Source organism: Pseudomonas sp. TAE6080, assembly GCF_018732265.1.
Lineage (GTDB): Bacteria > Pseudomonadota > Gammaproteobacteria > Pseudomonadales > Pseudomonadaceae > Aquipseudomonas > Aquipseudomonas brenneri.
In genome coordinates, this window is record NZ_JAHIDY010000074.1 from 1 (window position 1) to 13,324 (window position 13,324).

Genomic DNA, 13,324 nt, shown 5'->3' on the forward strand with positions numbered 1-13,324 from the left:
CTTCGCTGCCTGTGCCGCCGCCATCGCAGCCTCGCTAAAGCTCGACAGCTCCCACCTTGATCTTCAGGGATTGGAAGATTGCATTTGAGATGCGGTAGCGGCGCGTTCGAGGATCCTCGGACCCGGTCCTTCCTGGCTCAAGGTATCGCCGGGGTTGCGCAACGGGCAGTCGCTAAGCGACAGGCAGCCGCAACCAATGCAGTTGTCCAGGCTGTCGCGCAAGGCTTCCAGGGTTCTGATGCGTTCGTTGAGGTTGTCGCGCCAGGCCGAGGACATTTCCCCCCATTGTGCGGCGGTCAGTTTGCTGTTCGGTGGATAGCGGCTCATGGCGCGCTTGATTTCTTCCAGTGGGATCCCGGTACGTTGCGCCACCTTGATGATCGCAATGCTGCGCAGTACCAGCGACGGGAAGCGCCGTTGGTTGCCGGCGTTGCGCGTGCTGGCGATCAAACCCTTGGACTCGTAGAAGTGCAGGGTGGAGATCGGTACGCCGCTGCGCCTGGCAACCTCGCCGATGGTGAGCGAGCGCACACCGTCGGGGTTCTTTTCTGCTGCCATGGGAGTTACCCTCAGGTTAAGTTGAGGTTTTATAGTCCCGCCCGATCTTTGCTGCAACCGCTTTCTTTGCCGACCACTCAGGAGGGCCTGCAACTGACCCACGTGGTGCTGGTGGTCTGGGTGCTGCTGGGGTTTGTGATGCTCAATGTGCGTTGGGTTTAGTGCTTTACCCTGCGCCGATCACCGCGCATCATGCGCCGCCGGTACCCATGTCAGTGGTGCCGTGAAAAGGAACAGCAGTTGAACCCACACACATTGTCCATGCGTCTCGAACGCGTGGCGGCGCAAGTACCGACCGGTGCGCGCCTGGCCGACATCGGCTCGGATCACGCCTACTTGCCGGTGGCGTTGATGAACCGTGGCGCGATTGTTGCGGCGGTCGCCGGCGAGGTGGCCGTGACACCGTTCCGCGCCGCCCAACGCACCGTGCACGACAACGGCCATGAACTGCACATTCACGTGCGCCTGGCCGATGGCCTGGCGGCAATCGAGCCGGCAGACCGGATCGACGCAGTCAGCATCTGCGGCATGGGCGGTGAGACCATCCGCGATATTCTCGACAGCGGCAAGGCGTACCTCAGCGGCCGGGAGCGCCTGATCCTGCAACCCAACGGCGGCGAACAACCGCTGCGCCTGTGGCTGATGGACAACGGTTACCGCATCCTCTGTGAGGAACTGCTGCGGGAAAACCGCTTCGACTACGAAATCATTGTCGCCGAGCGCGGTACACCGGTGAGCTACAGCGCCGAACAACTGTACTTCGGTCCCTTGCAGATGCAGGCCCGCAGCCCGGCCTTCCTGGCCAAGTGGCAGCGCCTGCTGCGCTACAAGCAACGGACCCTGGGCCAACTGGCCGAGGCGCGACAGGCGCTGCCCGAGCAGAAGGTGCAGGAGTTGGCGCAGGAGGTACGCTGGATCACGGCGCTGCTGGTGTAGATCACCTCTCTCAGAAATGCTCCAATACGCCATCCTCCAACCCAGGTGCCCCGCATGCCAGACGCTACAGACCAAGCCTTCTACGACCGCGCGGATGCGCACATCGAGCTGTCGAACGAACAACTGAAAACCCTCGAAAACCTCGGCCAGGTCAGTGCTTCGATGATGTTCGGCACCACCCGTTTCAATGCCTGGGCGAGTGCGCGCAACTTCAAGTCCGGCGCCGAAATGGCCGAGGCGCGCGAAGCGATGTTGAAGTACTTCTGTGAGCAGTACCGGATGATGCTGGAAGATAATCTTGATGATCACATCAACAACTTCAGCCAGTACATGACAGCCCCGAAACCGCAGTGATCCCTGTAGGAGCTGTCGAGCCCCGGCGAGGCTGCGATAGCGGTAGGTCAGGCCACATCAATGCTGGCAATGCCGCCGCCAGTGCAGCCTCACTAGCGCTCGATCGCACCGATACCTGATACGGACAGACTGTCGAGAAACTCCGCCACCAGCTGGTTACCGCGCAAATGCACCGTAGGAATCTGCGGCCCCACCGACAGGCGCATCGCCTCGATACCCGGCCGGTCCGCGCGAGGACGTTTCAGGGCGCTGCGTATGGAGTCAAACGCCCGGCGATTTACTTGGCAAATGCATATTCCCCGCCCTGTTCCAGCGCCTTGCGATACGCCGGGCGGTCCTGGAACCGCCGCACCCATGCCGCCAGGTTCGGATACGCCTGCAGCTTGCCCTGGGCCTTGGCGATTTCACCAATAAAGCTCATCTGGATATCTGCGCCGCTCAGCTCGTCGCCCAGCAGGTAGGGCGACTGCGCTAGGGCGTTATCCAGGTAACCCAGGTAGTTGGCCAGTTCCGACTCGATCCGTGGATGCAACGGCGCGCCGGCTTCACCCAGGCGGCCGACGTACAGGTTGAGCATCAGCGGCAGCATCGCCGAGCCTTCGGCGAAGTGCAGCCATTGCACATAAGTGTCGTAGGCAGCGGTGGCCGGGTCTGGTTGCAGGCGGCCCTGGCCATGGCGACGGATCAGGTAGTCGACAATGGCACCGGACTCGATCACCACGCGCGGGCCATCTTCAAGCACCGGCGATTTGCCCAGCGCGTTGATCGCCTTGAGTTCCGGTGGCGCGAGGTTGGTCTTTGGGTCGCGCTGGTAGCACTTGAGCTCGTAGGGCAGGGCGAGTTCTTCGAGCAGCCAGAGGATGCGCTGCGAACGTGAGTTGTTGAGGTGGTGAACAATCATCATGGGAAGCTCCGCCGGGCGAGAGTGGGGTGTCTGATAGCAGACTGCTGCGCCGGCGTAGAGTGCCCTGAATCAGTTGGGCGTGTCAGGGGAAATCGTTGCGTCCGGCGCGGGTTGTGCTTCCAGCTTCAAACGATCGGCCTTGCTGATGTACTTGTCTTTGCTTTTGGGGGCCAGTTTGGCATTGGCCTTTTGGGCGTTTTTTTTCAAAATCTGATTGAGTTTCTTACGACGGTTCATGCTTTCTACTCAGCGCGTTGATGCGGGGATGATATCAGCTCCTATAGGGGGGCGCTCAGCCTTGCAGGCGCGGCCCCCAGTCCTCGGTCATGCCTTTTTCCAGGCGCCGTTCCAGCGTACGCCGCCATGATGGCACCAACGGCAGCGCCAGGCATTCGCGCAACAGCTCGGTCTCCACTCGCTTGTCGAACAGCACGGCGGACAAGCGTGCCAGTGACCAGTCGGCAAAGGGCCGTTCGACCAGTTGCAGGCGATCGCCCGCGCTCACCACGCCTTCCTCCAGCACCCGGTAGTACCAGCCGGTGCGGCCCGACTGCTGCACGCGCAAGGCCAGGTTGGCCACGGCGAAGCGGTCGCTGAGCTTCCAGCACGGCATGCGTCCCTGGGACACCTCAAGCAAGGCCGTCCCCGCCTGAATGCGATCGCCCAGGCACACGTCATGCTCGCTCCAGCCGGTGGTACTGAAGTTCTCGCCAAAGGCCCCCGGCTGCATCAGCAAGGGATGAGCGCCCAATTCGTCGGCCCAGCGGGCGTAGTGCTCAAGCGGGTAGTGGTGAATGGCTTTTTCCACCCCACCATGCACGCGCAAGTCGCCCTGTTCGTCGCCGTGAAGGCCCAGGGTTGCGACCTTCAGTTGGCCGTGTCGTGGCTGTTTGTCGATGGCGCTTTGGGTGCCTGGGCGGGTGAAAGGCTGCGCGCGGCCGGTGAGCAGGGTGTCGAGGCAAATAGTGGGCAGGCTCATGCAGGGACCTCCGGTGTTTGATGTTCACGACAGATCAATGCGGCATCGCTCAGCGCCAGGGGCTCCTGGGTCAGGCCGCAAAACGGCAGGTCATCGACCTGCTGATGGAAGCGACAGGTGCTGCACAGACCGAAACTGGGCACATCCGCGCTGCGCTGCACTTCGCGCAGCAACTCGCCCAGCAGCGTCTCCAGCTGCAGGCCGCGCACGCCCATCCGCGCCTCACCTGCGGCGAGGAAGTGCGGTGGCAACAACGCGTCGAGCAGGCTGCGCGCGGTGTCCGTCAACTGCAGGTGAACGCTGCGCTTGTCGTGCGCATCCTGAGTCTTGACGATCAGCCCCTTGGCTTCCAGCGCCTTGAGCGACTGCGACACCGTGCCTTTGGTCAGGCCCAGGTAGTCCGTCACGCCCAACGGCGTATTGGAGTAGCGGTTGCAGCGTGCCAGGTACATCAGCGCGCTCAACTGGATAGGTTGTAATTCGGCCAGCAGCGGGTGCTGGCGGAACCAGATGCGGCTGAGGCTGGCGAGCCTTTCAAGCAGATCAAAAAGGGTGGTGTCGGACATAAGTCGCTCCTGTCGACACATAGTATCGACTAAATACTATATTGACAAACGCCAGGATGCGCGCAATTCTTGTTTAGGTATCGATTCGATACTAATTGAATGAAGGAGACTCAAAATGTCCACTGCACGCTTCTACCATGCCGGCTGCTCTGTCTGTGTTTCTGCCGAACAGACCCTGCTCAACCTGCTGGACCCGGCACTCAAGGTCGAGGTCGTCCACCTTGGCGAACAACCCCAGCGCATCGCCGAAGCCGAACAGGTCGGGGTCAAGTCGGTCCCGGCGTTTGTTCACGACGGCCAGGTGCTGCACCTGAATTTTGGTGCCTCCATTGACGATCTGAAGTAAGGCAACTTTCACTGCTGGCCAGCAGAACTACGATTACCCCGCTCGACGCTAAGTCATATCGAGCTGACATAGAGAGAACAGGATGAATAGATACCGACTGATGGTTAGCCGCAACAACCGGCTGGCAGGGCATTTCGAATCCGCCACCCCCTGGGCGCTTGACGCCGTGAAGGACATCGCGCGCTGCCTGGCGGATGCCGGTTACGACATTGAGTTCCAGGTCGCCGATGGCGAGCGCCGGCTGCTTGAAAGCGGCCCGGAAGGGGTTCGGGTGCTGCACAGCGAACCGATCTTCAAGAAGGCCGTCTTGCCCTAGGTGGCAAGGCCACGGACAAATCGATCCGGCCGGCATGGGCCAAACCCAGAGGGCGCCTTGCCGTCGATGATCTCCTCACTGGCAAGACGTCCCACCACCGCCGCCAGCATCACGCCAGGGTGCATGGCGCACACGTACACACCGCCGACCTGAGGCAGGTAACCGATGATGGGAATACCATCGGCTGGCATAGGCCTGAGCCCGACGCACGCCAGTTCAGGCTCAATGCTGACCACGCCGTGGAGTTCATTCTGGATAGCCTCAGCCGTGCGCAGCGCAATCGCCATTGGCTGGTTTTCCGGGGTGTCGTCCAGGTAATCCTCTGCCGCCAGCAATGTACCGCCCGCACCGTGTCGAACTTCCATTTCAGGGCTGGAGATCAGGGTCTGTACGAGGTTGGGGTGGGTCTTGTAGCGGATGAAAATCGCCGGGGAGGCGTTGATTGGGAGCGCGGCGCCAAGCATCTGCGCTAGCTTGGCAGTGCCTGTACCGGCGGCCAGCACGACCGTATCGGCCGCGATAAAACCCCTTGCCGTTTCGACGCCGGTTACTTGATCACCCTGGGTGGCAAAGCCCAGCACCCGAGTCTGGGTGAGCACCTTGGCCCCGTGGGCCTGGGCACCTTTGACCAACGCGTGGGTAGCGGCCACGGCGTCCAAGGCGCCCTCTTCAGCGGCATGGCTTGCTTGTTCGGGGGGATGCTTGAGATTGGGCTCAAGGTCGAGAATCTGCGAACGGGATATGCGGTTGGCTGAAGGCACAGGTGCTGCGCCGTAAGTCAGGGCACCAGTCCAACGGATCTGCAGGCCAGGGAGTTGGGCTTCGAGGCGGTGGTATTCCTGGATGGCTGCACCCCGTAATTGCGCGATCGGGTCGGGGGCCGGATAGGTGGTGTTGATCCAGGCGAATGAGGTTGCGGTTACGCCGCAGGCGATATCTTGAGCCTCGATCAGGGTGACCTGTGCGCCCTTGGTTGCCAGGTGATAGGCCAGGGACGCGCCGACGATACCGGCGCCGATGACGGTGATTTTGTTGTTTGGGCTGTTTTCCATAGCAACCTCTGGTTTGTCGACTGGGGAGGGTACGACAGTGGGGGCTGGCTGGTACTCTCGTCAGTATCTGGGGGAGAGCAAGTATGACGGCTACTTTCGGCCATAAGCAGTCATTCGTGAGTGGCCGTTTTCGACTGTGGATTCAACCGGTCGATGCAACACAACTAAATTCTGTGAAAGCAGAAGGAGTGTTGCAGATGAAGCAGAGACCTCGGATCTGATTCTCAGCCAAATTGCTGTCTATGGGTACGGCCCCATCATCGAGGTAGCGCGACAGCGCTGACCAGCGTTTCAGGCTGTAATCCAGTGCTCTGCTGGCAGCTGAACCTTCGGACAAGAGATCGCGCTGGGCAATCATCCAGGCATGCAGCGTATCCATCACAGGCACAGCCTTTTCTTGCCGTATCTGACGGCGTAAATCTGGTTCCAGGTCGCGGACTTCACTTTTGGTTTCGTAAAGCAACTGGATGTAGCGCAGGGCCTGCCCGGTGAGCATGCTCTTGTTGGTGGCGTGCGGTTCATCGCAATAGGAAGCACGCGTGTCGAAGAGCTAACCTGCTTTCCTGAATTTAGCGGATAATGCGCCACACATCACGATGGCGTCTAAGCCTCGCAAACTCGGGCAAGCAATCGCACGGGGCGATATGAACTGAACGTCCTAAATTAGGACAATCACGTTCAGCCCCAGCAAGCCCCGAGCACCAATCAACACGCTGCACCAGATTGAGAAAGAGTGACCATGCAATGGATCGCCCCGTCCGAAAGAGACGCCACCGCCAACTCGCTTGAAAAACGCCTATGGGATGCCGCTGACCAGTTCCGCGCCAACTCTGGTTTGAAGGCACAGGAATACTCCGGCCCCATCCTTGGTTTGATCTTCCTGCGATTTGCAGAGGTGCGCTTTGCCTTGCTGCGAACCAAGCTTGAAGCCGAAGGTGCTTCAGCGCGCAGGGGTAACCGGGTAGATGTGCCAGAGGCCTACCATGCAGAAAGCACGCTGTACCTAAGTCAGGAAGCGCGCTTCGATCACCTGCTAACCCTTCCCGAGGCATCCGACATCGGCGGTGCAGTCAACGCTGCCATGCGCGAGATCGAGAAGCACAACCCCAAGCTCGCTGGCGTGCTGCCCAAGACCTACAACTTGTTCACCAGCACCTTGCTCAAGGAGCTGCTGAAGAAGGTTTCCGAGATACCGGCCACCCTCGACTACGACGCCTTTGGCCGCATTTACGAATACTTCCTCGGTGCCTTCGCCATGAGCGAGGGCCAAGGTGGTGGCGAGTTCTACACCCCTAGCAGCATCGTGCGCCTGCTCACCGAAGTGATTGAACCCTTTCACGGCCGTATTCTTGACCCCGCCTGCGGGTCGGGCGGTATGTTCGTACAGTCGGCGCGCTTTGTGGCCGAACATCAGAAAAACCCTGCCGCAGAACTCTCCATCTGCGGCGTCGAAAAAACCGATGAAACTGGCCGACTGTGCCGCCTCAACTTGGCAGTGCACGGGCTGGAAGGCCAGATAAGCCACGGCGGTAACGTCAACAGTTACTATGACGACCCGCACAATGCCGTCGGCCAGTTCGACTTCGTACTGGCCAATCCGCCGTTCAATGTCAATGCCGTAGACAAAGAGCGCCTGACCGACATGGTTGGTCCTAGTCGCCGCTTCCCCTTCGGCCTGCCGCGCAGTGACAACGGAAACTACCTGTGGATTCAGCTTTTCTACTCGTCGCTAAATGCACAGGGCCGCGCCGGCTTCGTCATGGCCAACTCGGCTTCCGATGCGCGTTCCTCCGAGCAGGAGATGCGACAAAAACTGATTGAAGCGCGTGCTGTTGATGTAATGGTCGCCGTTGGCACCAATATGTTCTACACCGTCACCCTGCCGGTGACTCTGTGGTTCCTCGACAAGGGCAAAGCCAATACCCCGCGTGCCGATACAGTGCTGTTTATCGACGCCCGCCATATTTACCGCCAAATCGACCGCGCCCACCGCGACTGGACGGCCGCCCAGATTGGCTTTATCGCTAACCTTGTGCGCCTGTATCGCGGCGAAGCGCTGGACCTCACTCTTGGCGGCGCGGAGGCTGAAGCCAAGCTCAAGGAAGTGTTCGGCGAGCAACCGGCCTATGTCGATGTGCTGGGCCTGTGCAAGGCCACCACGCTGCAAGAGATCGAAGCCCAGGGCTGGTCGCTCAATGCCGGCCGTTACGTCGGCGTCGCGCCTGGCGAGGACGTGAGCGACGAGGACTTCAAGGAGCAGCTCGAAACCTTGAACGAAGAGCTGGAGTCGTTGAATGTCCAAGCGCGGGAGTTGGAGCAGACCATTGCTACGAATGTGGCGGGGATGCTCGGAGCATGAGCATGGTGACGGCTGAATGGGTACCAATGAAGCTTGATGAATTAGGTTCTGTTGGCCGTGGGAAGTCGAGACACCGCCCACGTAACGCAGCCCATCTGTATGGCGGCCCGTATCCTTTCTTTCAGACAGGCGACATAAAAGCAGCAAATTTTTATCTCACTGATTACTCACAGACTTACAGCGAAGACGGACTAGCGCAGAGCAAGCTATGGAAACCGGGAACCCTTTGCATAACGATTGCAGCGAACATTGCAGAGAGTGCGATTCTGAGCATCGAAGGATGCTTCCCTGACAGCGTTGTGGGCTTTGTCGCAGACCCAGCTAAAGCAGACGTGCGCTTCATCAAGTACTACATGGAGATCCTCAAGCTTCAGATGCAGAACGTGTCGCGCGGCACTACTCAAGACAATCTGAGCGTGGACAAGCTGTTGTCTTTTAACTTCCTAGTACCCTCACTCCCTGTCCAGCAACGCATCGCAGGCATTCTGTCTGCCTACGACGAACTCATTGAGAACAGCCAGCGGCGTATCAAGATTCTGGAAACGATGGCCCGCGCCCTCTACCGCGAATGGTTCGTCCACTTCCGCTTCTCCGGCCACGAGAGCATTCCACGCATCGCCTCCCCACTCGGCGAAATCCCGCAGGGGTGGAAGGTGAAGAAGTTGGGCGACGTTGTGCGCTTTGGCACTGGCAAAGCGATCAAGCCGGGTGGTGAAGGGCTCTATCCTGTTTACGGATCGAACGGGATCATCGGCGGAAGTGACGAGTCTCGGCATGAAAATGGCGTCGTTATTGGGCGCGTCGGCGCCTATTGTGGAGCCGTTGTCTATTGTAGAAGCAAGTTCTGGGCATCTGATAACACGCTTGTCGCATACCCCGCATCTAAGGAGGTAAATGCTGAGTTTCTGTACTCACTTCTCGCCGAGGCCGAATTGAGTCGATATGCTGGGGGGGCCGCCCAACCACTAGTAACTCAGACGGTATTAAAGCAGGTTGAGGTTCTAATGCCGCCCACTGCTTTGCTTGAAGTGTTTGGCGAAGTGGCAGGCTCGTTCGAACGTCAAACGGCTACGCTCCAGCGCCAGAGCCAAAACCTCCGCCGCACCCGCGACCTGCTGCTGCCGCGCCTGCTCTCCGGGCAGATCGATATTGAGGCCATTGCATGAGCATGAAAAGAACCTGAGCAAGTTGGCGCGCGTGCCGTTATTGTCATGAAAAAAACCTCTCACCCCCACGCCCCACTGCTACCGCACAAGCCCTCTGGCTAGATTGACCTCAAGGACGACCGAGAAATGAGCGCTTACGCCTACAGTGAAGATCAGCTCGTCGAGCAACCTGCCATCGGATTGTTTGCTGATCTCGGCTGGCAGACGCTGTCGGCGATGGAAGAAACCTTCGGCGCCAGCGGCACGCTGGGACGCGAAACCAAGAGTGAGGTTTTTCTGGCCGTCCGCCTGCGCGCCGCACTGTGCAAGCTCAATCCAACGCTGCCCGCTGAAGCCATCTCCGCCGCCATTGACGAACTGGCCCGCGACCGCTCCGCCATGCTTGCAGAAGCCGCCAATCGCGAGACCTATCAACTGCTCAAGGAAGGCATCACGGTGTCCGTGCCTGACCATGAACACGGCGGCCAGAAGATTGAGCGCTTGCGTGTAGTGGACTGGGAGCAGCCGCAGAACAACGACTTTCTGCTGGTCAGCCAATTCAGCGTGACTGGTGCGCTCTATACCTGCCGCCCCGACTTAGTTGGCTTCGTCAATGGATTACCCTGGGTGGTGATCGAATTGAAGAAGCCCGGCGTACCTGCACGCGCAGCATTCGACGAGAACCTGACGCACTACAAACAGCAGATTCCTGGGCTGTTCTGGTTTAACGCATTTATGATTGCCTCCAACGGCACAGACAGCTTGATCGGCTCGCTGACTGCCGACTGGGAGCGCTGGGTTAGATGGAAGCGTATCGAACACGAAGATGAGCCGCGCCGGGTGTCGCTGGAAGTGATGCTGCGGGGGACATGCGACCCTAGTCGCCTGCTGGACCTGGTCGAGAACTTCACGCTGTTTTCCGAACACAAGGCCGGGCTGGTCAAAATCATTGGGCAGAACCACCAATTTCTCGGCGTGAACAATGCCATCGCCTCGATGCTGGAAGCGCGCAAGCTGGGCCATGGGCGCGGCGGGGTATTCTGGCAGACCCAGGGCAGTGGCAAGAGTTTTTCAATGGTGTTCTTCGCCCAGAAGGTGCTGCGAAAGCTGGTCGGCAACTGGACCTTCGTGGTCGTTACCGACCGGGTTGAATTGGACGAACAAATTGCCAAAACCTTCAAATCTACCGGCGCGGTAAGTGAGGCCGAAGGTGATGAATGCCATGCCGCCAGCGGCGCTCATTTGCGCGAATTGCTGCGTGGCAATCACCGCTACGTGTTCACCCTGGTGCATAAGTTTCAGACGCCGGAACTGCTCTGTGATCGCTCTGACGTGATCGTACTCACCGACGAGGCGCACCGCAGCCAATATGACACGCTGGCGCTGAACATGCGTGCGGCATTGCCTAAGGCGATGTTCCTGGCCTTTACCGGCACGCCGCTGATTGCAGGTGAAGAGCGCACCAAAGAAATCTTCGGCGACTACGTTTCTATCTATGACTTTCAGCAGTCCATCGAAGACGGTGCCACCGTGCCGTTGTTCTACGAGAACCGCACGCCAGAATTGCAGCTTATTAACCCGGACTTGAACGAGGACATCTATCAACTGATCGAAGATGCCGAACTCGACCCAGACCAAGAAGCCAAGCTGGAGCGCGAGCTGGGCCGGCAATATCATCTGATCACCCGCGATGATCGACTGGACACTGTGGCGGCCGACATCGTGCGGCACTTCCTGGGTCGTGGCTTCGTTGGTAAGGCGATGGTGGTGTGCATCGATAAAGCTACTGCGCTGCGCATGTACGACAAGGTCAAGCAGCACTGGGCTGCTGAAACCGCGCAGGTTCGAAAAGAACTGGGTGAACTCGCATACCAAGCACATAGCGGCGGAATGACCCCAGACCAGGCAAGACGCGATGTGCGCGCAGCGGAACTGAAACAGCGTCTAGAGGTGCTGACCAGCACCGACATGGCGCTGATTGTTTCACCAGGGCAAAACGAAATTCAGCAAATGCAGAGCCTTGGGTTGGATATCGAGCCACATCGCAAAAGGATGTACGAGTCGAATCCGGGATTGGATGAGAAGTTCAAGGACACCGAAGACCCGCTGCGCATCGCCTTTGTTTGCGCCATGTGGCTGACCGGCTTCGACGCACCAAGCTGCTCGACGATCTACCTCGACAAACCGATGCGTAACCATTCGTTGATGCAGACTATTGCGCGTGCCAACCGTGTTTTCCCTGGTAAACACAGCGGTGTCATCGTCGATTACGCCAACGTCTTCGCCTCCCTGGAAAAGGCGCTGGCCATCTATGGCGCAGGTAAGAACGGCAAGAAGCCGGTAAAAGATAAGCAGCAGCTGGTTGAAGACTTGCGTAAGACCGTGGCTGAAGCGACCACATTCTGCGCCGCTCATGGCGTGATATTGGATGAAATCGAGGCAACACCCGTTGGTGGCTTAGAGCGCTTGCAGTGCATCGCTGACGCAATGAACGAACTGATCTCACCTGACTCACTGCGCCGTGACTTTTTTGCGCATGAAAGGCTGGTCAGCACGCTTTACCAGGCTGTCAAACCTGATCCGTCTGCGCTGGAGTTTGCCAGTCGTGTTGCCTGCATATCGACGCTGGCTGAATGTATCCGGACCAGTCTGAGCCCAAACCCGCCTGACATTTCACTGGTAATTAATAACATCAACAGTTTGCTGGATGACTCCATCACCGGGCATGCCATCCGCGAGGAAGGGCCACCAGCGCTGGATCTATCAAAGATCAACTTCGAAGCATTGGCCAAGCGCTTCAAAGAAGCCAAGCACAAGAACACCGACCTTGAGCAACTCAAGGCGGCGATTCGCGCCAAGCTTGAAAGAATGATTCAGCTGAACCGTACTCGTGCCGACTTTGCCGAGAAATTTGAAGCGCTGATTGAGAGCTACAACGCTGGCAGTCGCAGTATTGAAGAGCTTTATCAGGAGCTGTTAGACCTAAGTAATAACTTGAATCATGAGCAAGAGCGGCATGTCCGCGAGAACGTGACTGAGGAAGAGCTGGTCATCTTCGACATCCTCACTCGACCTGCCCCAGACCTCAGCTGGGAAGAGCGCATCGCGGTCAAAAAAGCCGCCCGTGAACTGCTGGCCCGCCTCAAGGAGTTGCTCGTCATTAACTGGCGACAGAAATGCACAGCACGCTCGCAACTAAAGCTAGCCATCGAAGACACACTGGACCTCGGCCTACCTCGCGCCTATACGCCTGAACTCTATAACCTGAAGTGCTCAGCTGTTTTTGAGCATGTGTATGAGAGCTATCCGGAGCGAGATTCGGGCGTCTACGCCTCTACGCATTAGATAATTATAGTTAGGAGGCATTGAGTAATGCTGCACGTGCGGATCGGTGCAGGGTGTAACCACTGTCTCTACCGCGGCTCCATTGTGCGAGCAGCCCGCAGGGTATCGCTTTCGAAGCGCAGACAATTAACAGTAGCGTTCGTAGCCGGGGCAGTAGGTGGCGGGAAGAACAGATGTCATCAGACGGCTGATTCGTTCAGAACCAGTGCTCGTTCATTTTTAAGAGAACCTCCGGATTTACAGGTACGTTTGATGCCGAGCCGATGACGGAATCAATGCCGAATTTAGGACACAAAGCTGTGTTATCCAAGTCGATCCACACTTTAATTTCTGTGGGCAAAAACACATTTGAGCAAAAAAAGCAGCCACAGCTATCGCTAGCCTCAATTTGCGCGCGATGATCTTTATATGTAGAAACTCAGACTTCATCTGACAGTTACCGGATTTGAGGTCGTGACTGTCAG

13 protein-coding genes and 1 pseudogene are annotated in these 13,324 nt (G+C 58.4%); 7 read left to right on the forward strand and 7 right to left on the reverse strand.

Features of this window, described 5'->3' with window-relative positions:
- Window positions 1–63 precede the first annotated feature (63 nt).
- Window positions 64–558: a redox-sensitive transcriptional activator SoxR gene (gene soxR / locus KL786_RS28520; protein ID WP_215519737.1), complete on the reverse strand. Its 495-nt coding sequence runs from the start codon at window positions 556–558 to the stop codon at window positions 64–66.
- Between the two features lie 240 nt (window positions 559–798).
- Here soxR and KL786_RS28525 point away from each other — a divergent pair, with 240 nt between their 5' ends.
- On the forward strand, window positions 799–1,494 hold the full coding sequence (locus KL786_RS28525) for a tRNA (adenine(22)-N(1))-methyltransferase (RefSeq protein ID WP_286675776.1): 696 nt from the start codon (window positions 799–801) through the stop codon (window positions 1,492–1,494).
- A gap of 54 nt (window positions 1,495–1,548) precedes the next feature.
- Window positions 1,549–1,848, forward strand: coding sequence for a DUF3144 domain-containing protein (locus tag KL786_RS28530; RefSeq protein WP_057438578.1), 300 nt, complete (start codon window positions 1,549–1,551; stop codon window positions 1,846–1,848).
- Window positions 1,849–2,125: 277 nt separating this feature from the next.
- On the opposite strand, the gene KL786_RS28535 is transcribed toward KL786_RS28530, so the two are convergent.
- The 4 genes from KL786_RS28535 to KL786_RS28550 form a co-directional block, all read right to left on the reverse strand.
- Window positions 2,126–2,752 carry a glutathione S-transferase family protein gene (locus KL786_RS28535; protein ID WP_215519739.1) on the reverse strand — a complete coding sequence of 209 codons (627 nt, stop codon included), beginning with the start codon at window positions 2,750–2,752 and terminating at the stop codon, window positions 2,126–2,128.
- A gap of 69 nt (window positions 2,753–2,821) precedes the next feature.
- A complete protein-coding gene (locus KL786_RS28540) occupies window positions 2,822–2,989 on the reverse strand; it encodes a DUF2986 domain-containing protein (protein WP_065942521.1) in 168 nt (55 codons plus the stop codon).
- Window positions 2,990–3,044: 55 nt separating this feature from the next.
- On the reverse strand, window positions 3,045–3,731 hold the full coding sequence (locus KL786_RS28545) for an MOSC domain-containing protein (RefSeq protein ID WP_032859391.1): 687 nt from the start codon (window positions 3,729–3,731) through the stop codon (window positions 3,045–3,047).
- Window positions 3,728–4,297: a MarR family winged helix-turn-helix transcriptional regulator gene (locus tag KL786_RS28550; protein ID WP_215519740.1), complete on the reverse strand. Its 570-nt coding sequence runs from the start codon at window positions 4,295–4,297 to the stop codon at window positions 3,728–3,730. Before KL786_RS28550 ends, KL786_RS28545 begins: the two co-directional genes overlap by 4 nt.
- A 115-nt stretch (window positions 4,298–4,412) precedes the next feature.
- Between KL786_RS28550 and KL786_RS28555 the strand changes: the two genes are divergently transcribed.
- Together KL786_RS28555 and KL786_RS28560 are read left to right on the forward strand one after the other, a co-directional pair.
- The gene (locus KL786_RS28555) at window positions 4,413–4,643 is read left to right on the forward strand and encodes a thioredoxin family protein (RefSeq protein ID WP_215519741.1); all 231 of its coding nucleotides are present in this window, start codon (window positions 4,413–4,415) and stop codon (window positions 4,641–4,643) included.
- A gap of 82 nt (window positions 4,644–4,725) precedes the next feature.
- Window positions 4,726–4,959: a cytoplasmic protein gene (locus tag KL786_RS28560; protein WP_215519742.1), complete on the forward strand. Its 234-nt coding sequence runs from the start codon at window positions 4,726–4,728 to the stop codon at window positions 4,957–4,959.
- Here the strand turns inward: KL786_RS28560 and KL786_RS28565 are convergent.
- Together KL786_RS28565 and KL786_RS28570 are read right to left on the reverse strand one after the other, a co-directional pair.
- The gene (locus KL786_RS28565; protein WP_065942518.1) at window positions 4,956–6,011 is read right to left on the reverse strand and encodes an NAD(P)/FAD-dependent oxidoreductase; all 1,056 of its coding nucleotides are present in this window, start codon (window positions 6,009–6,011) and stop codon (window positions 4,956–4,958) included. The two genes, KL786_RS28560 and KL786_RS28565, sit on opposite strands and share 4 nt — an antisense overlap.
- A gap of 211 nt (window positions 6,012–6,222) precedes the next feature.
- A pseudogene (locus tag KL786_RS28570) lies at window positions 6,223–6,531 on the reverse strand (IS66 family transposase); the annotation flags it as partial.
- 219 nt (window positions 6,532–6,750) lie between these two features.
- On the opposite strand from KL786_RS28570, the gene KL786_RS28575 reads away from it, so the two are divergent.
- The 3 genes from KL786_RS28575 (at window position 6,751) to KL786_RS28585 (ending at window position 12,860) form a co-directional block, all read left to right on the forward strand.
- Entirely contained in the window at window positions 6,751–8,370 is a 1,620-nt protein-coding gene (locus KL786_RS28575; RefSeq protein ID WP_215519743.1) for a class I SAM-dependent DNA methyltransferase, read from the forward strand.
- Entirely contained in the window at window positions 8,367–9,536 is a 1,170-nt protein-coding gene (locus KL786_RS28580; RefSeq protein WP_215519744.1) for a restriction endonuclease subunit S, read from the forward strand. The genes KL786_RS28575 and KL786_RS28580 overlap by 4 nt, the downstream gene beginning before the upstream one ends.
- Window positions 9,537–9,662: 126 nt before the next feature.
- The gene (locus KL786_RS28585; protein WP_215519745.1) at window positions 9,663–12,860 is read left to right on the forward strand and encodes a type I restriction endonuclease subunit R; all 3,198 of its coding nucleotides are present in this window, start codon (window positions 9,663–9,665) and stop codon (window positions 12,858–12,860) included.
- Window positions 12,861–13,324 lie beyond the last annotated feature (464 nt).